Raw genomic sequence first — 19029 nt, 5'->3', positions numbered from 1 at the left:
TGCAACCCCGGGGGAACCGTAATGCCCACACGCCGAGATCTGGCCAATGCCATCCGAGCCCTGTCCATGGACGCGGTGCAGCGCGCCCATTCCGGTCACCCGGGCGCGCCCATGGGCATGGCGGATATTGCCGAAGTGCTGTGGAACGACTATCTGCGCCACAACCCGGCCAACCCCCACTGGTGGGACCGGGACCGGTTTGTGCTCTCCAACGGTCACGGCTCGATGCTGCTTTACAGCCTGCTGCACCTGTCGGGCTATGAGCTGGGCATTGACGATCTGAAGGCCTTCCGCCAACTGCACTCCAGGACCCCCGGTCACCCGGAGTACGGCTACACCGCGGGGGTGGAGACCACCACCGGGCCGCTGGGCCAGGGGCTGGCCAACGCGGTGGGGCTGGCGCTGGCCGAGCGCACCCTGGCCGCGCAGTTCAACCGCCCGGGCCACGAGCTGGTGGATCACTGGACCTACTGCTTCCTGGGCGATGGCTGTCTGATGGAGGGGGTGAGTCACGAGGCCTGCTCGCTGGCCGGCACATGGAAGCTGGGCAAGCTGATCGGTTTTTACGACGACAACGGCATCTCCATTGACGGCAAGGTGGAGGGCTGGTTCACCGACGATACGCCGGGCCGGTTTGAGGCTTACGGCTGGCATGTGGTGCGCGAGGTGGACGGGCACGATTCGGAGGCGATCAAGCGCGCCATTGATGAGGCGCGTGCGGTGACCGACCGGCCGAGCCTGATCTGCTGCAAGACGGTGATCGGCTTTGGCGCGCCCAACGTCTGCGGCACCCACGGGGTGCACGGTGCGCCGCTGGGCGATGAGGAGATCCAGGCCACGCGCGAGTTCCTGAAGTGGGAGCACGGGCCGTTTGAGATCCCGCGCGAGATCTACAGCGGGTGGGATGCGCGGGCGCGCGGCAAGCAGTTGGAGGCGGCCTGGCACGAGCGGCTGGCCGCTTACCGCAAGGCGCACCCGGAGATGGCGGCGGAGTTTGAGCGGCGGATGAAGGGCGCGCTGCCCGAGCGGTTTGCCCAGCACGCCGAGGAGGCGCTGGCCGAGGCGGTGGACGAGTCGGCCAAGGTGGCCACGCGCAAGGCCTCGGAGCAGGCGCTCAACCGGCTGGGGCCGTACCTGCCGGAGCTGCTCGGCGGCTCGGCGGACCTGTCCGGCTCCAACAACACCAAGTGGGAAGACTGCGCGGTGATCGGCGGGGCGAAGGCCGACGCCGATGGCAATTACCTCCACTACGGGGTGCGTGAGTTCGGCATGAGCGCCATTGCCAACGGGCTGGCGCTGCACGGCGGGTTCATCCCCTACACCGGCACCTTTCTGGTGTTCTCCGATTACGCGCGCAACGCCATCCGCATGGCGGCGCTGATGGGCATACAGCAGATCTTTGTCCACACCCACGACTCTATCGGTCTGGGCGAGGATGGCCCGACCCACCAGCCGGTGGAGCATCTGGGGAGTCTGCGCATGATCCCGGGGCTGGATGTCTGGCGCCCGTGCGATGCCATTGAGACCCAGGCGGCGTGGCAGGCGGCGCTGGAGCGCCGTGACGGGCCGAGTCTGCTGGCGCTCTCGCGCCAGGGGTTGGTGGCGCAGCAGCGCACCGACGAGCAGGTGGCGTTGATTCGGCGCGGCGGTTATGTGCTGGCCGAGCCCAAGCAGGGTGAGGCGGAGCTGATCCTGATGGCCACCGGCAGTGAGGTGGCGATCATGGTGGAGGCGGCCGAGCGGCTGGCCGACCGGGGCCGGCGGGTGCGGGTGGTGTCCATGCCCTGTCTGGAGGTGTTCCAGTCGCAGCCGGCCGACTACCGCGAGGCGGTGCTGCCGGCGGGGGTGCCGGTGATCGCCATGGAGGCGGCCCACCCGATGCCCTGGCAGGCGCTGCTGGGCGACCGCGGCCGGGTGATCGGCATCGACACCTTCGGCGAGTCGGCACCGGGGCCGGCACTCTACGAGCATTTCGGCATCAACGTCGACGCGGTGGTCAAGGCCAGCACCACGGTGATCTGAGCGCAGCCCAGTCTCCAACGGTTACGGCGAGCGAGGGCCCGCCCCGTCACTGCGAGGAGGCGAAGCCGACGTGGCAGTCTACCCCTCTGGATCGCCACGGGCCTTCGGCCCTCGCGATGACGGGGGGAGGGGGCGCCAAGGGGCCTGCGGCGGTGGTCGGCGGGCAATCATTCGGGTTGAACGAGGGATACTATGGCCATCAAGGTGGCGATCAACGGCTACGGCCGGATTGGGCGGGGCGTTCTGCGGGCGCTCTATGAGTCGGGGCGCAGCGATGAGCTGCGTATCGTGGCGGTCAACGACCTGTGCGAACTGCGCACGGCCGCCCATCTGACCCGCCACGACACCACGCACGGGCGGTTCCCGGGCGATGTGCAGACCGGGGAGGGCGAGCTGGTGGTCAACGGCGACCGCATCCGCTACACCTCGGAACGTGACCCGGATCGCCTGCCCTGGGAGGCGCTGGGGGTGGACCTGGTCATGGAGTGCACCGGCCGCTTTGCCAGCCGCGAGCAGGCAGAGCGCCACCTGCGGGCCGGTGCCCGCAAGGTGCTGATCTCCGCGCCGGGCGGGCCGGAGGTGGACGCCACCGTCTGTTACGGGGTCAATCACGATATCCTGCGGGCCGAACACACGGTGGTCTCCAACGCCTCCTGCACCACCAACTGCCTGGCGCCCATCGTGCAGCCGCTGCACCGGGCGCTGGGCATCGAGCAGGGGCTGCTGACCACCATCCACGCCTACACCAACGACCAAGTGCTCACCGATTCACCCCATGCCGATTTGCGCCGGGCCCGTTCGGCCACCCTGAGCCAGGTCCCCACCAAGACCGGGGCCACCCGGGCACTGGGGCTGGTGCTGCCGGAGATGGCCGGGCGGCTGGATGGCTACGCCATGCGCGTGCCCACGCTGAATGTCTCGCTGGTGGATCTGACCTTCGACGCCGGGCGGGCGACCTCGGTGGAGGAGGTGCACGAGATCATCCGCGCCGCCGCGGCCGGGCCCATGGCCGGGGTCCTGGCGGTGAACGACGACCCGCTGGTCTCCATCGACTTCAACCACCACCCGGCCTCGGCGGTGTTCGATGCCACCCTCACCAAGGTGAAGGGACGGCTGGTGAAGATCTGCGCCTGGTACGACAATGAGTGGGGGTTCGCCAACCGCATGCTGGACACGGCCGTGGCCATGATGCGGGCGGCCGGCTGAACGCCCCGAGCACCATCGAACCCGGGAGGACATCATGCGTATCGCCACCGTGCAACACGAAGGGCGTTCCCTCGCGGTCGCCGTCAGCGAGGATGGGCGTCAGGTCACGCCGCTGGCCGGTCACGACAGCGTGCAGGCCCTGCTGGAATCCGGCGAGGCCCCCCGTGAGGCCGATGCCGCGCCGATTCCCGCCGACCGGGTCACCTTCCTGGCCCCCCTCCCGGTGCCCCGGCGCAATGTCATGTGTCTGGGGCTCAATTACGCCGACCACGCGCAGGAGTCCATGGCCGCAAAGGGCCGGGACTGGAAGCTGCCGGAGGCGCCGGTGGTGTTCACCAAGGCCACCACCTCGGTGACCGGGCCCTACGCCGATGTGCGGGTGGACCCGCGGGTCACCGAACAGCTGGACTGGGAGGTGGAACTCGGGGTGGTGATCGGCCGCGGCGGGCGGCATATCCCGCAGGCGCGGGCGCTGGAGCATGTCTTCGGCTATACGGTGGTCAACGACCTGTCGGCCCGTGACCTGCAGTTCCGGCACAAGCAGTTTTTCCTGGGCAAGTCCATGGATGGCAGTTGCCCCATGGGCCCCTGGATCACCACCGCCGATGCGGTGCCGGACCCGCAGGCACTGCGTCTGACCTGCCGCGTCAACGGCGATCTCAAGCAGGACGGTGACACCCGGCAGATGGTGTTCTCCATCGCCGAGACCATCGCGACGCTCTCCAGCGTCATGACCCTGCAGCCCGGAGACATGATCGCCACCGGCACCCCGGCCGGCGTCGGATTCGCCCGCACGCCGCCGGAGTACCTGCAGCCGGGGGATGTCGTGGAGTGCGAGATCGAGGGGCTGGGCGCGCTGCGCAACCGCATGGTCGGCCCCTGAGCAGCGGCCGCCCCAGCCCCACCGTCACGGCGGAAAGCGCCACCCCCACCGTCACTGCGAGCGGGGACCCACCCCCACTGTCACTGCGAGCGGGGACCCGCCCCCACTGTCACTGCGAGGAGGCGAAGCCGACGTGGCAGTCTACCGCCCTGGATCGCCACGGGCCTTCGGCCCTCGCGATGACGGGGGGAAAGCCTTCGGCCCTCGCGATGACGGGGGAGGGGGCGCTCGTCGCGATGACGGGCTTGGGGCTCCGGTGCCTTGTGATGGCGGGGAGTCGGCCTGGGGGTGTCTAGCCCGAGCGCCAGAGCTGGATCATGAGGTAGACGCCGAAGCCGGCGAACAGCAGGCCGGCGGGGATGCCGTAGATGACCCCGGCGTTGGGGTCGGCCCAGGCGCTGTAGAGCAGCCCCAGGCCGAAGAGGATGAGCAAGCCGGGCAGCAGGATGGCGAAGGCTTTCTGTCCCACGGAACCTCCTGAGGGTTGGGGGGCTTCAGCCCAGCAGCCGGCGCTGGGCTTCGCGGTATTTCTCGGCGGTGCGGCGCAGAATCTCCTCCGGCAGACGCGGCCCCGGTGGGGTCTTGTCCCAGTCCAAAGTTTCCAGGTAATCGCGCACGAACTGCTTGTCGAAGCTGGGCGGTGAGCTGCCCGGGCGGTACTGGTCCGCCGGCCAGAAGCGGGAAGAGTCCGGCGTCAGGGCCTCGTCGATCAGCAGCAGGTTGTCGTCCTCATCCACCCCGAACTCGAACTTGGTATCGGCGATGATGATGCCGCGCTCGCGGGCGTAAGCCGCCGCCTCGCTGTAGAGCCGCAGGGTCACCTCGCGGATGCGCTCGGCCAGCGGCGCACCGATGGCCTTCACCACCGCGTCGAAGCGTACGTTTTCGTCGTGCCCGCCCACCGCGGCCTTGGTGGAGGGGGTGAAGATCGGCTCGGGCAGCGCGTCGGCCTGGCGTAGCCCCGGCGGCAGCGGGATGCCGCAGACCTGACCGGTGGCCTGATAGTCCTTCCAGCCGGAGCCGATGATGTAGCCGCGGGCGATGGCCTCCACAGGCAGCGGCCGGACCCGCCGGACCACCACCGCGCGGCCGGCCACCCGCGCCTGTTCGGCCGGATCGGGGATGACCTCTTCCGGGCGGTCGTCGAGCAGGTGGTTGGCGATGATGTGACGGGTGTGCTCGAACCAGAAGTTGGAGACCGACGTCAGCACCTGGCCCTTGCCCGGGATGGGGTCGGGCAGGATGACGTCAAAGGCGGACAGGCGGTCGGTGGTGACGATCAGCATGCGCCGGTCGTCCACCGCGTAGATGTCCCGTACCTTGCCCTGGTGCAGACACTCCAGGGACTTGAGATTGGCCTCGTAGAGGGCCTCTGGCGTTTCGGCCATGAGGGGGTGCTCCCGCATTCCGGTGGTTTGGGCCGGATGGTACAACAGATGGGCGCCCGGTGCCGCGTCCGGCGCCCATCCGCCGCACCGTCCGCGGCTCAGCCCTTGATGGCCTGGAAGGCGGACAGGGCCTGTTCCCGGCCCAGCCGCAGGTCGATCAGCGGGCACGGGTAGTCGGACCCCAGGGTGACCCCGGCCCGGCGCAGCACCGCCTCGGGCGCCGTCCAGGGGGCGTGAATGTATTTGTCGGGGAGGTTGGCCAGGGCCGGCAGCCAGCGGCGCACGTAGCGCCCCTGGGGGTCGAAGCGCTCACCCTGGCGCACCGGGTTGAAGATCCGGAAGTAGGGCGCGGCGTCGGCCCCGCAGCCGGCCACCCACTGCCAGCCCATGGCGTTGCTGGCCGCATCCCAGTCCACCAGGGTGTCCCGGAACCAGCGCTCGCCCCGCTGCCAGGGCAGTCGCAGGTGCTTGACCAGGAACGAGCCGGTCACCATGCGCACCCGGTTGTGCATCCAGCCCGTTTGCCAGAGTTCGTGCATGCCGGCGTCCACCAGCGGAATGCCGGTGCGGCCGGCCTGCCAGGCGTGCAGCCATCCATCGCCGGGGTCGGGGCGCCAAGGGAAAGCGCCGAAGCGGTCATCCACCGGGGCGTCCCCCAGATCCGGGTGGGACCAGAGCAGGTGGTGGGCGAACTCGCGCCAGCCCAGCTCGGAGAGGAAGGTCTCGCAGGCATCCTCGGGCACCCCGGCCTCGCGTGCCGCCATTACCTGCCACCAGACCTGGCGCGGCGAGAGCTCGCCGAAGTGCAGCGCCGGTGACAGGCCGGAGGTGCCGGGCTCGGCGGGTCGGTCCCGGTCCTGGGCATAGCGCGCCAGCCGGTCGGCGGCGAAGGCCTCCAGCCGGGCCAGCGCGGCCGACTCGCCGGCCTGCCAGGTGTTGCGCAGCCCGGTGTCCCAGGGGGTGCGGGGCAGCAGCCCCAGCGCCGCCAGGTCGAGGCCCTCCACCGCCGGCACCGGACGGTCGCGCAGGTCGGGGGCGGGCAGGGGTGCCGCCGGCGGCGGCTGGCGGCGGCAGGCGCGCCAGAAGGGGGTGAAGGCCCGGTAGGGCCGGTCGGCCTGATTACGCACGGCCCAGGGTTCGTGCAGCAGGGCGGTCGGGAAGCTGCGGCAGTCGAGGCCCTCCGTGCGCAGCGCCTGTTTCACCGTCCGATCGCGGGCCACGGCATCGGGCTCGTAAAGCCGGTTCCAGTAGACTGCGCCGGCGCCCGTGGCGCGGATCAGCGCCCGCAGGGTCGCCAGGGCCGGGCCGCGGCGCAGCACCAGTGGGATGCCCGCCTGGGCCAGGGCCGGGCCCAGGGCCTTGAGGCTGTGGTGCAGGTACCAGTGGCTGGCGGCTCCGGGCGGGTACTGCGGGGTCTCCTCCGGCGCGTGGAGATAGACCGCGATCACCGGCCCGCCCCGCCGGGCGGCCTGGTCGAGGGCCGGGTTGTCGGTCAGGCGCAGGTCGCGTCGCAGCCAGACCAGGGTGGCATCGCCCATGGGTGTTGTTGCCCCGCTCAGTCGGTGGGGGTGAGCAGAGCCCGGTCCAGGGTCTGGAGCGCCCGGCTGATGTCCGCGGGCAGGGCCTGGATCGGGGCTACCGCCGCCTCCGCGGCACCGGGGCCGGAGAGGAAGAGGCGGTGGGCGGGGGTGTCGGGCAGTCGGCTCAGCACCGCCTGCAGGCTGCCCCGGTCGGCGCGACAGTCGCCGTACAGGAGGGTCGCGGCCAGGTCCTCGCGCCGGGCCGCCCCGGTGACCACCTCCAGCGGTAGCGGCCGGCCGGTGTAGACCACCCGGTAGCCGTGTTCGACCGCGCACAGGGCAAAGAACAGTGTGGGGATCTCGCAAATCTCGCCGGGGAGGCAGGCACTGAGCACCCGCGGGCCGCGGGCCCGCGCGAGCTGGTGGTGGAAGCGGGCGCCGAGCCGGTGGCGCAGGTAGGCCTCGAGAAAGTGGGCCTGAAGCTGGCGCTCACCCCCGGCGGCCGCCCCCGCCCGATAGTCGTCCAGCAGGGGCAGCAGCAACTCCCGGCCCACCAGCTCCAACGGGTAGAGGGACAGGGCCTCGTTGTAGGCGCGGTCCAGGCTCAGGGCGTCGAGTGCGGTGATGCCCTGGCGGAGTTGATCCCGGTACTGCGTCCAGGGGGTCTCGCCGGAGGGGGCGGCTGTCGCCCCTGCCGGGGCGTTCAGCCCGGCCTCACGGTCCAGCACCTCGCGGGTGCGGCTGATGGGGATGCCTTGCTCCAGCAGTTCCAGGATGCGTTTGATGCGGGCAATGTCCGCCTCGGTGTAGAGCCGGTGGCCCTTGGGGGTGCGCTGGGGCCGGATCAGCCCGTACCGGCGCTCCCAGGCGCGCAGGGTCACGGGGTTGACCCCGGTGAGGGCCGTGGCGGTGCGGATGGGGTATAGACCGTCTACCGTCAGCATGGTGTCTCGGCGATCAAACGCGGTTGCGGTGGGGAGGGAGAGACCTGCATGACCAGTCGCTGCAGGTCAATGTGCCCGGACCGGAAGCCTGCCTCGCAGTATGCCAGATAATAGTGCCACATACGGCGGAAACGGAGGTCGAAGCCCAATGCCTCCAGGGCGGGTGTCGCCGCCTGGAAGCGGGCGTCCCAGTCGGCCAGGGTGCGCGCGTAGTGGGTGCCACTCGCGGCCATGGTGGCCACTTCCAGCCCCGCCGCCCGGGCGTGGCTTCGCAGGTGGCTGCGGCTGGGCAGCATGCCGCCGGGGAAGATGTAGCGCTGGATGAAATCCGGGTGGGCGCGGTAGCTCTCGAAGGCGTCCTCGCGGATGGTGATGATCTGCGCCAGCGCCCGCCCCCCCGGCCGTAGGCAGCGGTGCACCGTTTCGAACCAGGTCTGCCAGTGGGCCTCGCCCACGGCCTCGAACATCTCGATCGAGACCACGTGGTCGTACTGCCCGCTCAGGGCCCGGTAGTCCTGCAGACGCAGCACCACGCGGTCCTCCAGCCCGGCCTTTCGGATGCGCTCCCGGGCCCACGCCAGTTGGTTGGGTGAGAGGGTGACGCCGGTGACGCGCAGGCCGGCCCGGGCGGCCGCCTCCGCGAACCCGCCCCAGCCGCAGCCGATCTCCAGCACGTGCTCCCCCGGCCGGGCCGCCAGCGTCTGCAGGATGGCGGTGTATTTGGCGTCCTGGGCCTGTGCCAGGTCCATGGCCGGGGCCGCGTACCAGGCGCCGGAGTAGGTCATGCCGGGGTCCAGCCAGAGCCGGTAAAAGGCATTGCCCAAGTCGTAGTGGGCCATGATGTTACGCCGCGCGCCGCGCCGGGTGTTGGCCCGGGCGCGATGAAACAGCCACAGGGTCAGGCGGGTTAGCCAGCGGCCACGCAGCCGGTAGTTGTAGGCGCTGTGGTTGGCGTTGAGCAGCTCCAGCAGGCGGGCGGTCTGCGGGCTGTCCCAGTCACCGGCTATGTAGCTCTCCGCCAGGCCCAGGTCGCCGCGGTGCAGCAGGCAGCGGATGAGTCGCAGCGGCCGGTGCAGCACCCAGGTGGCCTCCGGGCCGGGCGCCGGCGCGGTGACGGTGATGGATTCGCCCCCGGGCAGGCGCAGGTGCAGGGTGCCCGCCGCCAGCCGCCGCAGCCAGCGGCCCATGGGCCGCACGCTGCGGGGCAGCGGTGCGCTCAGCCGGGCGCCGCGGCCAAGTTCCGTCATCGCCGCTCCTCCCCCGCGCAGGCGACGGCCCAGTCGGGCGTGCCCTCGGGGCCGATATCGGTTGCGGTGTCGGCGGTCGTGGTCGTCGCCCAGGGCGCGGCGACGCCCAGCCCCCAGGCCACCCGGACGGCGGACTGCACTCCGTCCTCATGGAAACCATAGCCGAAATAGCTGCCGCAGAACCAAGTGTGCCGCCGGCCCTGGAGACGGGGCAGCCCCTGTTGTGCGCGGTGGGTATCACGGTCGAACACCGGGTGACTGTAATGCATCCGCCGCAGCACCTGCTCCTCCCGGACCGGGATGGCGGGGTTGAGGGTGACGAACAGATCACGATGGGTGGTGAGCCCTTGCAGGCGGTTCATCCAATAGGTGACCGAGACCGGTTGCCGGCCCGCCTCGTCCCGCCGCGTCAGGTGGTTCCAGCTGGCCCAGATCGCGCGGCGGCGGGGCATCAGGGCTGGATCGGTGTGCAGCACGGCCTCGTTGCTCTGGTAACGGAAACGGCCGAGCAGTGCGGCCTCGTCGTCACTGGGCTGGGCCAGCATGGCCAGGCTCTCGTCGGCGTGCCCGCCCAGGACCACCTGGTCGAAGTGGCCGAGACACCCGCCATCACCGAAGAGCGTGACGCCGTCGGTTGTCCGCTGCACCCGCCGCACGGGGGTGTTGATATGGTAGGCGTGGAGGGCGGGCAGCATGCGTTGGACATACTCGCGGCCGCCGCCCTGGACGGTGCGCCATTGCGGTCGGTTGCCGAGTCGGATCAGTCCGTGCTGGTCAAAAAAGCGCAGAAAGCGCGCCAGCGGGAACTCGTGCAGGCTGGCCTGGGGGCAGGACCAGATGGCGGCCGCCATGGGCAGCAGGTAGTGGTCGGTGAAACCGCGCCCCAGGCCGCGCTCGCGCAGGTAGTCGCCGAGGGTCAGCCGCTCCGGGACGCCGCGGCGCAGGTAGCCGCGGGCGTGGCGGTTGAAGCGCAGGATATCCACGACCATGCGCAGGAAGCGGGGGCTGAGCAGGTGGCGGCGCCGGGCGAACAGGGTGCCCAGGTTGTCGCCCGACCATTCGATGTCCTCGTCCAGTACCGACAGCGCGAAGGACATGTCGCTGGGCCGGGTGGGGACCCCCAGGTGGCGAAAGAGTGCCGTGAGCCCCGGGTAATTCGGCTCGTTGTAGACAATAAAGCCGGTATCCACCGGGACGGCGCCCTCGGGGAGCATGGCCTCCACGGTATGGGTGTGCCCGCCGACGTAGCCGTTGCGCTCGAACAGCGTGACCCGATAGCGCCGGCTGAGGAGCCAGGCTGCAGTCAGTCCCGAAACACCGCCGCCGACCACGGCGATATGCCCCTCAGCCATGTTGCCGCCCTCCGCTGTGAAAAGATTGTATAACTATTGTACATCACTTGTGCAATTGCAAGCCGGGTGCCCGCCGGCGGCCGGGTGGTTTATCCTTAGCCGCTTTGTGGCAGCGCATTGAGGCGAGGGTGAAGCGTTACTGGCAGGGCTACCTGGCCCGGATCACCGGGCTGCTGCTGGGCGGGCTGCTGGCCGGCGCTGTGGGCGCCGTGGCCGGGTTCGTGTTGGGCTGGGTGGCCGATGGGGTGGTGCGCCATCACCGCTATTTCGGCTGGGTCTGGTCCGGCTGCGACCTGGACGGGCCGGAGCGTCGCTGCGCCGGTGTGCTGTTGGCATTGATGGGGCGGCTGGCGAAGGTCGACGGTCGGGTGAGCGAGGCCGAGGTGGCGGTGACCGAGGCGGTGCTGGCGGAGTTGCGCTTCACCGGCCTGCGCCGGCGTCGGGCGATCACCGTCTTCCGCCGCGGCCGGGACGCCGGTCTGCCGCTGCGGCCGATGTTGCGCGCCCTACGCCGGGGGCTGCGGGCGCGGCCGGAGTGGCGGGCCCGGGTGCTCGCGGCGTTGGTCCGGGTGGCCTCGGCGGACGGGCCGCCGGAGGGGGCCCAGTACCGGCTGCTGGTCCGCGTCTGGCGGGGGTTGGGGCTGTCGCGGCGGGATCTGGATCAGCGCCTGGCCGGCGGTCGCCACCGGCCCGGCCGGGCCGGGGCCGCGGGGGCCCCCGACGGTGTCGCCCGCGCCCGGGCCCTGCTCGGGGTCGGCGCCGATGCCGATCAGGCCGCAGTGCGGCGGGCCTATCGCCGGGCCCTCAGCCGGCACCATCCGGACCGGGTGCAGGCGCGCGGCGGCAGCGAGACGGAGGTGCGCCATGCCGCCAACCGCACCCGGGAGTTACGCGAGGCCTGGGAACTGCTGCGCCGGCACCACACCTGATGGCGGCCTATACCCGGGCGCGGCAGTCCGGCATGCACCGAGGGCCGGGCTTGGGTTAAAGTACGCCTCTATTTATCATTCAACGGCAGTTTTGAGAGCGTTCTTATTATGAAGGCTGACCTGAGCAGGATTCGCGCGGTGCTCTACGATCTGGACGGCACCCTGGTCGATAGCGCACCGGACCTGGCGGTGGCGGTTAACCGCGTGCTGGCCGACCTGGGCCAGCAGCCCCGGGAAGAGAACGAGATTCGCCGCTGGGTGGGCAACGGGGCCCGGCGCCTGATTATGCGGGCCCTGACCGGCGAGCATGAGGGCGATCCCGGTGATGAGCACACGGATCCGGCACTGGAGCAGTTCTTCGAGTACTACGGTGAGCGGGTGGCCGAGCGCAGTCGCCTCTACCCCGGCGTGGCCGAGGGCATCGCCGGGGTGGCCGAGCTGGGTATCGCCCAGGCGGTGGTGACCAACAAGCCGCGCCGGTTTGCCGAGCCGCTGTTGGAGACCCTGGGCATCCGCCGCTATATGGCGACGGTGGTGGGCGGCGAGTGCGCCCCGGTGAAAAAGCCCGATCCGGCCCCGCTGCGTCTGGCCCTGGAGCGGCTGGGGGTGGAGCCCGCACAGGCGTTGATGGTGGGCGACTCGGCGGTGGACGTGGGCGCGGCCCGCAACACCGGCATGAAGGTGATCTGCGTGCCCTACGGTTATAACGCCGGCAATGCCATCGAGGACGCCTTCCCCGATGCCATGGTCAAGAGCCTGGCGGAAATCCCCGCCATGCTGCGCAGTCGGGCGGCCTGATGGGGGCGCTGCTCTCCAGGGTGGATGTGCCCCGGCAGCGCCGGGCCCGCCGTCGATGGTGAGGCCCCGGCGCGCACGGAGGGAGTCACGTCTTGCATTACCTGGAGAGTCAACATGCAACCGGAACAACTGCGTGAACTGGCCGAGGCCGGCTACAACCGCGTCCCGCTGGTGCGGGAGATCCTCGCCGATCTGGACACCCCGCTGTCCACCTACCTGAAGCTGGCCCAGGGGCCCTATTCCTATTTGTTCGAGTCGGTCCAGGGCGGTGAGAAGTGGGGCCGTTATTCCATCATCGGCCTGCCTTGCCGCACGGTGCTGCGGGTATGGGGCCAGGAGGTGGAGGTCAGCGAGGATGACCGGGTGGTGGAACGCATCCCGGTGGACGATCCGCTGGCCTGGATCGAGGCCTACCAGGCCCGCTTCAAGGCGGCCGATCCGCCCGGCTTTCCGCAGATGCCCCGCTTTCTCGGCGGGCTGGTGGGCTACTTCGGCTACGAGACCGTGGGGTATATCGAGCCGCGCCTGGCCGGCCGGGCCAACCGCGACGAGCTGGAGGTGCCCGACATCCTGTTGATGGTCAGCGAGGAGGTGCTGGTCTTCGACAACCTGGCCGGCCGCCTCTACCTGGTGGTGCAGGTGGACCCGGCCGCCGAGGGGGCGCTGACACGCGGGCAGGCGCGCCTGGAGGAGCTGGCCGAGCGGCTGCGCCGCGCCGACTCGGTCTACCAGCGGCGCCGTCCTCCACGGCGGGTGCTGGAGTCGGACTTTCGCTCGAACTTCACCCAGCCGGAGTTTGAGGCGGTGGTGGAGCGTATCCGCGAGTACATCCTGGCCGGCGACTGCATGCAGGTGGTGCCCTCCCAGCGCATGTCGGTGCCCTACCGGGCGGAGCCGCTGGACCTCTACCGGGCGCTGCGCTGCACCAATCCCTCCCCCTATATGTATTACCTGGACCTGGGCGATTTCCACGTGGCCGGCTCGTCGCCGGAGATCCTGGTGCGGCTGGAGGACGACCAGGTGACGGTGCGGCCCATCGCCGGTACCCGACGCCGTGGCCACGACGAGGCCGAGGACCTGGCCCTGGAGGCCGATCTGGTCAGTGACCCCAAGGAGCTGGCTGAGCACCTGATGCTCATCGACCTGGGGCGCAACGACGTGGGCCGGGTGGCGGACACCGGCAGCGTGCGGGTCACCGAGCGGATGGTGGTGGAGCGCTACTCCCACGTCATGCATATCGTCTCCAACGTCACCGGGCGGCTGCGCCCCGGGCAGGGGCCCATGGAGGTGCTGCGCGCTACCTTCCCGGCGGGTACGGTGAGCGGGGCGCCGAAGATACGGGCCATGGAGATCATCGCCGAGGTGGAGCCGGTCAAGCGGGGGGTGTACTCGGGGGCGGTGGGGTACCTGTCCTGGTCCGGCAACCTGGATACCGCCATCGCCATCCGCACCGCGGTGATCAAGGACGGCCGGGTGTACGTGCAGGCGGGCGCTGGGGTGGTGGCCGACTCGGTGCCGCGGCTGGAGTGGAAGGAGACGCTGAACAAGGGCCGCGCCCTGTTCCGCGCCGTGGAGATGGCCGAGCACGGCCTGGATAACCCACCGGCGGTGGAGGCGCACTGAGCCATGCTGTTGATGATCGACAACTACGACTCCTTCACCTGGAACCTGGTCCAGTACCTGGGCGAGCTCGGTGCCGAGGTGGCGGTCTACCGTAACGACGAGATCGACGTGGCGGCGATCCGCCGGTTGGCCCCCGAGCGCATTGTGCTCTCGCCCGGGCCCTGTACCCCCAACGAGGCGGGGGTCTCGCTGGCGGTGGTGCGCGAGCTGGCCGGCACTGTGCCCATCCTCGGGGTCTGTCTCGGCCATCAGGCCATCGGCCAGGCCTTCGGCGGCGAGGTGGTGCGGGCGCGCCAGGTCATGCACGGCAAGACCTCGCCGATCCACCACAACGGCCGGGGCGTGTTCCGCGGGCTGGACAACCCGCTGGAGGCCACCCGCTACCATTCCCTGGTGGTGCGCCGGGAGACCCTGCCGGAGTGCTTCGAGATCACCGCCTGGACGGCGCTGGCGGACGGCCGGCTGGACGAGATCATGGGCATGCGGCATCGTGAGCTGCCGGTGGAGGGGGTGCAGTTCCACCCGGAATCCATCCTGACCCGCCAGGGGCATGAACTGCTGAAGAACTTTCTCGAGGGGTGACGACCATGGACATGCAGGGCGCGATTCGGCTGGTGACCGAGGGCACCGACCTGACCGAGGCGGAGATGACGGAGGTCATGCGCCAGATCATGACCGGTGAGGCCACCCCGGCGCAGATCGGTGGTTTTCTTATCGGCCTGCGCATGAAGGGCGAGACCGTGGCCGAGATCACCGCCGCCGCCCGGGTGATGCGCGAGCTGGCCACCCGGGTGACGGTGGACGAGCCGCACCTGCTGGACACCTGCGGCACCGGTGGCGACGCCAGTCACACCCTCAACGTCTCCACCGCCTGCGCCTTCGTGGCGGCGGCCGGTGGTGCGCGGGTGGCCAAGCACGGCAACCGATCGGTCTCCTCGAGCTGCGGCAGTGCCGATGTGCTGGAGGCGGCCGGCGCCCGGCTGGACCTGAATGCCGATCAGGTCGCCGAATGCATCCGCCGGGTGGGCGTGGGTTTCCTGTTCGCCCCGCAGCACCATTCGGCCATGAAGCACGCCATCGGGCCGCGCCGCGAGATGGGCGTGCGGACCCTGTTCAACATCCTCGGGCCGCTCACCAACCCGGCCGGCGCGCCGCACCAGCTGCTGGGGGTCTATAACAAGCACTGGGTGGTGCCGGTGGCGGAGACCCTGCGGGCGCTGGGCAGCCGCCGGGTGCTGGTGGTGCATGCGGACGATGGCCTGGACGAGATCAGCATCGGCAGCGACACACTGGTGGCGGAGCTGAATGAGGGCGAGATCCACGAGTACCGCATTACCCCGGAGCAGTTCGGTCTGCCCCGGGCCGAGCTGAGCGACCTGCAGGTGGGTACGGCCGAGGAGAGCCTGGCCCTGATCCGCGAGGCCTTCGCCGGTTGGGAGGGCCCGGCCTTCAACATCATCGCCATCAATGCCGGCGCCGCACTCTACGCCGCCGAGAAGGCGCCGACCCTGGATGCCGGTGTCGCCGGGGCCGCGGAACTGCTGCGCAACGGCTCGGCCCTGCGCAAGCTGGAGGCCTTTGTGCGCTGCACGCGGGAGGTGTGACCATGGCCGGCACCCCGGATATCCTGAAAAAGATCCTCGCCCGCAAGGCCGAGGAGGTGGATGAGCGCCAGGCCCGGCTGCCGCTGGAGAAACTCTCGGCCCGCGCTGCCGAGGCCGATCCGCCGCGGGGCTTCGCCCGGGCCCTGGCCGATCGGGTGGCGACCGGCCGGGCCGCGGTGATTGCCGAGATCAAGCGGGCCTCTCCCAGCCAGGGGGTGATCCGCGATCCCTACGATCCGGCCACCATCGCCCGCGGCTACGAGGCCGCCGGCGCCGCCTGTCTGTCGGTGCTGACCGACTGCGACTTCTTCCAGGGCGACGACGAGCACCTGCGGGTGGCCCGGGCCGCCTGCGGTCTGCCGGTGTTGCGCAAGGACTTCATCATCGACCCCTGGCAGGTGCTGGAGGCGCGGATGCTGGGCGCCGACTGCGTGCTGTTGATCGCCGCCGCCCTGGACGACGGGCGCATGGCCGAACTGCACGACCTGGCGGGGTCGCTGGGCATGGATGTGCTGGTAGAGGTGCACGACGCCGATGAATTGGCCCGTGCCGCGCGACTCAAGCCGCGCCTGCTGGGGATCAACAACCGTGACCTGCGGACCTTCGAGACCCGGCTCGAGACCACCCTCGACCTGTTGCATCAGGTGCCTGCGGGCAGTCTGCTGGTGACTGAGAGCGGTATTCACACCCCGGCGGATGTGGCCCGCATGCGGGCTGCGGGGGTGGACGCCTTTCTGGTGGGGGAGGCCTTTATGCGCTCGCCGCAGCCCGGGGATGCACTGCAGGAGTTGTTCACCACGGCCTGACCGCGCCGGCGGCCGCCCCGGGACGGCCTTTTAGGCGCTGTGATCGACCGGACGCTCGAAGACCACGATGTTCTTGCCCTGGACCGCGAGCTGGTCCTCCTCGTCCAGGGTCTTCAGCACCCGGCCCACCATCTCGCGGGAGCAGCCGACGATGCGCCCCAGCTCCTGGCGGGTGATGCGCACCTGCATCCCGTCGGGGTGGGTCATGGCCTCGGGCCGGCTGGCGAGATCGCGCAGGGCGCTCATGATGCGGCCGGCCACGTCCAGGCAGGCCAGGTCGTGGATCTTCTGCTGGGCCCGCCGCAGGCGGTCGGCGAGCTGGCCCGCCAGCATCTCCATCAGCTCCGGGTACTCCCGGTTGAGCTCGAGGAAGCGGTCGTAGGGGATCTCGGCCACCTCGCAGGCCCCGCGTGCCCGCACCCAGGCCCCGCGCGGCATCCCCTGGCGAAACAACCCCAAGGCCCCAAAGAAGCTGCCGGCGTAGAGGTAGTCGATGATGACTTCGCGGTGGCTGCTTTCATCCATGAAGATCGTGATGCTGCCGGAGTTGAGGTAGCACAGCGTCTCTGAGGCCTCCCCCGCCATCATGATCGAGGCCCGGGGGGCATAGAGATGGCGCTCACTCTGTGCCAGCAGCTGCTGGATACAGTCGGGGTTCTGGCCCGCCATGGATGCATTCATAATCATGTTAGGGTTGCCTCGTGCCGCGCATACGGCGTTGCGAAGGGGACTCTAATTATAAGTGACCTGCGACAGATCGCGACGCATCGCCTGTTCAGAGCGGCGCACCGTGGATATACTCCGCACTCTTATCGGTATTATTAGTCATTGGTATAGGTGGGAGTTGCCATGAAGGCAAGCGTGAAATGGCTTGGCAACGCCGCTTTCGAGGCGGAGACCGGCAGCGGCCACACCCTGGTGATGGACGGGCCGGCGGATGCGGGCGGTGAGAATCGCGGCCCGCGGCCGATGGAAATGCTGCTGCTGGGCACGGCCGGCTGCTCTGCCTTCGATGTGGTGCACATCCTGCAGCGGGGCCGCCACCCGGTGGCGGACTGCCAGGTGCGCGTCGAGGCGGAGCGCGCGGAGCAGCCCCCCAAGGTGTTCACCCGCATCCACCTACACTTCCAGGTGGCCGGCGAGGGGCTCTCGGAGAAGGCCGTCGCCCGGGCGGTGCAGCTCTCCGCCGAGAAGTACTGCTCCGCCTCGATCATGCTGAGCAAGGCCGCAAAGGTGACGCACAGCCACGAACTCGTCTGAGCGGGCCGGGGCGCAACGTCCGGTGGGGGCTGGCAGTGGGCCCCGGGTCAGGCATAATACCGCGCCCGCCGCCTGTGCGCGGCGGTACCGATCACCACGGGCCGGACTGGAGGACGGGCAGTTGGCAGAACACGGTTCCAGGGTGAGCCTGCACGGCTTCAATAACCTGACCAAGTCCCTGAGTTTCAATATCTACGACGTCTGCTACGCCAAGACCGCGGAGCAGCGGCATGCCTATATCGAGTACATCGATGAGGTCTACAATGCCGAACGTCTGACCCAGATCCTGACCGATGTGGCCGACATCATCGGGGCGAATATCCTCAATATCGCCCGGCAGGACTACGAGCCCCAGGGGGCCAGCGTGACCATCCTCATCTCCGAGGAGCCGGTCAGCGAGGCCGTGGCGGAGGCCGCCGACCAGGTCGGGCCCGGGCCGCTGCCGGAGACGGTGCTGGGCCACCTGGACAAGTCGCACATCACCGTGCACACCTACCCGGAGAGCCACCCGGATCACGGTGTCAGCACCTTCCGCGCCGACATTGATGTCTCCACCTGCGGGGTGATCTCGCCGCTTAAGGCGCTGAATTACCTGATTCACAGCTTCGACTCCGACATCGTCACCATGGACTACCGGGTGCGCGGCTTCACCCGTGATGTGCGCGGCCGCAAGCATTTCATCGACCACGACATCAATTCCATCCAGAACTACCTGGCGGACGATACCAAGGAGCGTTACCACACCATCGATGTGAACGTGTTTCAGGAGAACCTGTTCCACACCAAGATGATGGTGCGGGAGCTGGACTTGGAGAACTACCTGTTCGGCGAGTCAGCCGGCAATCTGGAACCGGCCGAGCGCCGCGAGATCGAACGCCAGCTTCGACGGGAGATGACCGAGATCTTCGCCGGTCGCAACCTGGCGCCGGATCAGGAGGTTTGATCCGCCTATGTCCTATTACCGTCGCCACATGTTTTTCTGCACCAACCGGCGGGAGGGCGATGAGCGCCCCTGCTGCTGCAATCGAGGCGGTGCAGAGGCCAAGGACTATGTCAAAGCCCGCGCCAAGGCCCTGGGGCTGACCGGGCCGGGGGGGCTGCGGGTCAACGCGGCCGGTTGCCTGGACCGTTGCGAGGAGGGGCCGGTGGCGGTGGTCTACCCGGAGGGTGTCTGGTACACGTGGGTGGATGAGGAGGACCTGGACGAGCTGGTCGACGAGCACTTGGTCCACGGGCGCGAGGTGGAAAGGCTGAAGCTATGAGGCGGCGACCAGCGGCGCTGTGCCGGTGCACAAGGGCGACGCGCCGGGTGGGACAATGCGCCACACCCCGCGCGGTTGACCCATCTGCTGCGTCGCAAGAAAATAACACTCGTCCGGTTGGCCACATGGTTTGGCCAGTCGGTCTTCTCCTCCATCCTCCTTTGGTGTGTTAGGCGCGGCACCCT

The 19029-nt window shown here is 69.6% G+C and carries 19 protein-coding genes; 12 read left to right on the top strand and 7 right to left on the bottom strand.

Going from position 1 to position 19029, the window contains the following annotated elements:
* The first annotated feature begins 21 nt into the window (after positions 1-21).
* The 3 genes from tkt (at position 22) to MLG_RS11445 (ending at position 4111) form a co-directional block, all read left to right on the top strand.
* Positions 22-2022 (top strand): transketolase, encoded by a 2001-nt coding sequence (tkt, locus tag MLG_RS11455; protein WP_011629997.1) that lies wholly within the window; start codon positions 22-24, stop codon positions 2020-2022.
* 192 nt (positions 2023-2214) lie between these two features.
* Positions 2215-3228, top strand: coding sequence for a type I glyceraldehyde-3-phosphate dehydrogenase (gap, locus tag MLG_RS11450; protein ID WP_011629996.1), 1014 nt, complete (start codon positions 2215-2217; stop codon positions 3226-3228).
* Between the two features lie 34 nt (positions 3229-3262).
* Complete coding sequence (locus MLG_RS11445; protein ID WP_011629995.1) at positions 3263-4111, top strand: fumarylacetoacetate hydrolase family protein; 849 nt, start codon at positions 3263-3265, stop codon at positions 4109-4111.
* A gap of 292 nt (positions 4112-4403) precedes the next feature.
* Here the strand turns inward: MLG_RS11445 and MLG_RS15475 are convergent, their stop codons facing one another.
* The 6 genes from MLG_RS15475 to MLG_RS11420 form a co-directional block, all read right to left on the bottom strand.
* Complete coding sequence (locus MLG_RS15475) at positions 4404-4580, bottom strand: hypothetical protein (RefSeq protein WP_011629994.1); 177 nt, start codon at positions 4578-4580, stop codon at positions 4404-4406.
* Positions 4581-4605: 25 nt separating this feature from the next.
* Positions 4606-5499, bottom strand: a complete 894-nt coding sequence (locus MLG_RS11440; protein WP_011629993.1) for a phosphoribosylaminoimidazolesuccinocarboxamide synthase — start codon at positions 5497-5499, stop codon at positions 4606-4608.
* Positions 5500-5597: 98 nt separating this feature from the next.
* Positions 5598-7037, bottom strand: a complete 1440-nt coding sequence (locus MLG_RS11435; protein ID WP_011629992.1) for a cryptochrome/photolyase family protein — start codon at positions 7035-7037, stop codon at positions 5598-5600.
* A gap of 17 nt (positions 7038-7054) precedes the next feature.
* Complete coding sequence (locus MLG_RS11430; protein ID WP_011629991.1) at positions 7055-7963, bottom strand: MerR family transcriptional regulator; 909 nt, start codon at positions 7961-7963, stop codon at positions 7055-7057.
* Positions 7957-9210: an SAM-dependent methyltransferase gene (locus MLG_RS11425; protein WP_011629990.1), complete on the bottom strand. Its 1254-nt coding sequence runs from the start codon at positions 9208-9210 to the stop codon at positions 7957-7959. Before MLG_RS11425 ends, MLG_RS11430 begins: the two co-directional genes overlap by 7 nt.
* Positions 9207-10562 carry an NAD(P)/FAD-dependent oxidoreductase gene (locus MLG_RS11420; protein ID WP_011629989.1) on the bottom strand — a complete coding sequence of 452 codons (1356 nt, stop codon included), beginning with the start codon at positions 10560-10562 and terminating at the stop codon, positions 9207-9209. The genes MLG_RS11425 and MLG_RS11420 overlap by 4 nt, the downstream gene beginning before the upstream one ends.
* Before the next feature lie 128 nt (positions 10563-10690).
* On the opposite strand from MLG_RS11420, the gene MLG_RS11415 reads away from it, so the two are divergent.
* The 6 genes from MLG_RS11415 to trpC all read left to right on the top strand — a co-directional run bounded on the left by MLG_RS11415 (position 10691) and on the right by trpC (position 16322).
* Entirely contained in the window at positions 10691-11491 is an 801-nt protein-coding gene (locus MLG_RS11415; RefSeq protein WP_011629988.1) for a TerB family tellurite resistance protein, read from the top strand.
* Between the two features lie 108 nt (positions 11492-11599).
* A complete protein-coding gene (locus MLG_RS11410; protein WP_011629987.1) occupies positions 11600-12289 on the top strand; it encodes a phosphoglycolate phosphatase in 690 nt (229 codons plus the stop codon).
* Between the two features lie 114 nt (positions 12290-12403).
* The gene (gene trpE, locus MLG_RS11405) at positions 12404-13912 is read left to right on the top strand and encodes an anthranilate synthase component I (RefSeq protein WP_011629986.1); all 1509 of its coding nucleotides are present in this window, start codon (positions 12404-12406) and stop codon (positions 13910-13912) included.
* 3 nt (positions 13913-13915) lie between these two features.
* A complete protein-coding gene (locus MLG_RS11400; protein WP_011629985.1) occupies positions 13916-14494 on the top strand; it encodes an aminodeoxychorismate/anthranilate synthase component II in 579 nt (192 codons plus the stop codon).
* Positions 14495-14499: 5 nt separating this feature from the next.
* Complete coding sequence (gene trpD, locus MLG_RS11395) at positions 14500-15516, top strand: anthranilate phosphoribosyltransferase (protein WP_011629984.1); 1017 nt, start codon at positions 14500-14502, stop codon at positions 15514-15516.
* Positions 15517-15518: 2 nt separating this feature from the next.
* A complete protein-coding gene (gene trpC, locus MLG_RS11390) occupies positions 15519-16322 on the top strand; it encodes an indole-3-glycerol phosphate synthase TrpC (protein ID WP_011629983.1) in 804 nt (267 codons plus the stop codon).
* Between the two features lie 30 nt (positions 16323-16352).
* Here trpC and crp read toward each other — a convergent pair whose 3' ends face one another.
* Positions 16353-17009: a cAMP-activated global transcriptional regulator CRP gene (gene crp / locus MLG_RS11385; protein WP_011629982.1), complete on the bottom strand. Its 657-nt coding sequence runs from the start codon at positions 17007-17009 to the stop codon at positions 16353-16355.
* A gap of 162 nt (positions 17010-17171) precedes the next feature.
* Between crp and MLG_RS11380 the strand changes: the two genes are divergently transcribed.
* The 3 genes from MLG_RS11380 (at position 17172) to MLG_RS11370 (ending at position 18844) form a co-directional block, all read left to right on the top strand.
* Positions 17172-17582, top strand: a complete 411-nt coding sequence (locus tag MLG_RS11380; RefSeq protein ID WP_011629981.1) for an OsmC family protein — start codon at positions 17172-17174, stop codon at positions 17580-17582.
* A 121-nt stretch (positions 17583-17703) separates the two neighbouring features.
* A complete protein-coding gene (speD, locus tag MLG_RS11375; RefSeq protein WP_011629980.1) occupies positions 17704-18525 on the top strand; it encodes an adenosylmethionine decarboxylase in 822 nt (273 codons plus the stop codon).
* Between the two features lie 7 nt (positions 18526-18532).
* A complete protein-coding gene (locus MLG_RS11370) occupies positions 18533-18844 on the top strand; it encodes a (2Fe-2S) ferredoxin domain-containing protein (protein ID WP_011629979.1) in 312 nt (103 codons plus the stop codon).
* The last annotated feature ends 185 nt before the right edge of the window (positions 18845-19029 follow it).

The sequence above is a fragment of the Alkalilimnicola ehrlichii MLHE-1 genome, assembly GCF_000014785.1.
In the GTDB taxonomy this organism is placed as follows: domain Bacteria; phylum Pseudomonadota; class Gammaproteobacteria; order Nitrococcales; family Halorhodospiraceae; genus Alkalilimnicola; species Alkalilimnicola ehrlichii.
This window is presented reverse-complemented; position numbering and strand designations above follow the sequence as displayed.

Coding starts and splice junctions, on each gene's coding strand:
- trpD (WP_011629984.1), top strand. CDS start 14,500: ATGGACATGCAGGGCGCGATTCGGCTGGTGACCGAGGGCACCGACCTG.
- MLG_RS11440 (WP_011629993.1), bottom strand. CDS start 5,499: ATGGCCGAAACGCCAGAGGCCCTCTACGAGGCCAATCTCAAGTCCCTG.
- crp (WP_011629982.1), bottom strand. CDS start 17,009: ATGATTATGAATGCATCCATGGCGGGCCAGAACCCCGACTGTATCCAG.
- MLG_RS11420 (WP_011629989.1), bottom strand. CDS start 10,562: ATGGCTGAGGGGCATATCGCCGTGGTCGGCGGCGGTGTTTCGGGACTG.
- tkt (WP_011629997.1), top strand. CDS start 22: ATGCCCACACGCCGAGATCTGGCCAATGCCATCCGAGCCCTGTCCATG.
- MLG_RS11410 (WP_011629987.1), top strand. CDS start 11,600: ATGAAGGCTGACCTGAGCAGGATTCGCGCGGTGCTCTACGATCTGGAC.
- trpE (WP_011629986.1), top strand. CDS start 12,404: ATGCAACCGGAACAACTGCGTGAACTGGCCGAGGCCGGCTACAACCGC.
- MLG_RS11445 (WP_011629995.1), top strand. CDS start 3,263: ATGCGTATCGCCACCGTGCAACACGAAGGGCGTTCCCTCGCGGTCGCC.
- MLG_RS11435 (WP_011629992.1), bottom strand. CDS start 7,037: ATGGGCGATGCCACCCTGGTCTGGCTGCGACGCGACCTGCGCCTGACC.
- MLG_RS11425 (WP_011629990.1), bottom strand. CDS start 9,210: ATGACGGAACTTGGCCGCGGCGCCCGGCTGAGCGCACCGCTGCCCCGC.
- MLG_RS11400 (WP_011629985.1), top strand. CDS start 13,916: ATGCTGTTGATGATCGACAACTACGACTCCTTCACCTGGAACCTGGTC.
- MLG_RS11370 (WP_011629979.1), top strand. CDS start 18,533: ATGTCCTATTACCGTCGCCACATGTTTTTCTGCACCAACCGGCGGGAG.
- trpC (WP_011629983.1), top strand. CDS start 15,519: ATGGCCGGCACCCCGGATATCCTGAAAAAGATCCTCGCCCGCAAGGCC.
- MLG_RS11430 (WP_011629991.1), bottom strand. CDS start 7,963: ATGCTGACGGTAGACGGTCTATACCCCATCCGCACCGCCACGGCCCTC.
- gap (WP_011629996.1), top strand. CDS start 2,215: ATGGCCATCAAGGTGGCGATCAACGGCTACGGCCGGATTGGGCGGGGC.
- MLG_RS11380 (WP_011629981.1), top strand. CDS start 17,172: ATGAAGGCAAGCGTGAAATGGCTTGGCAACGCCGCTTTCGAGGCGGAG.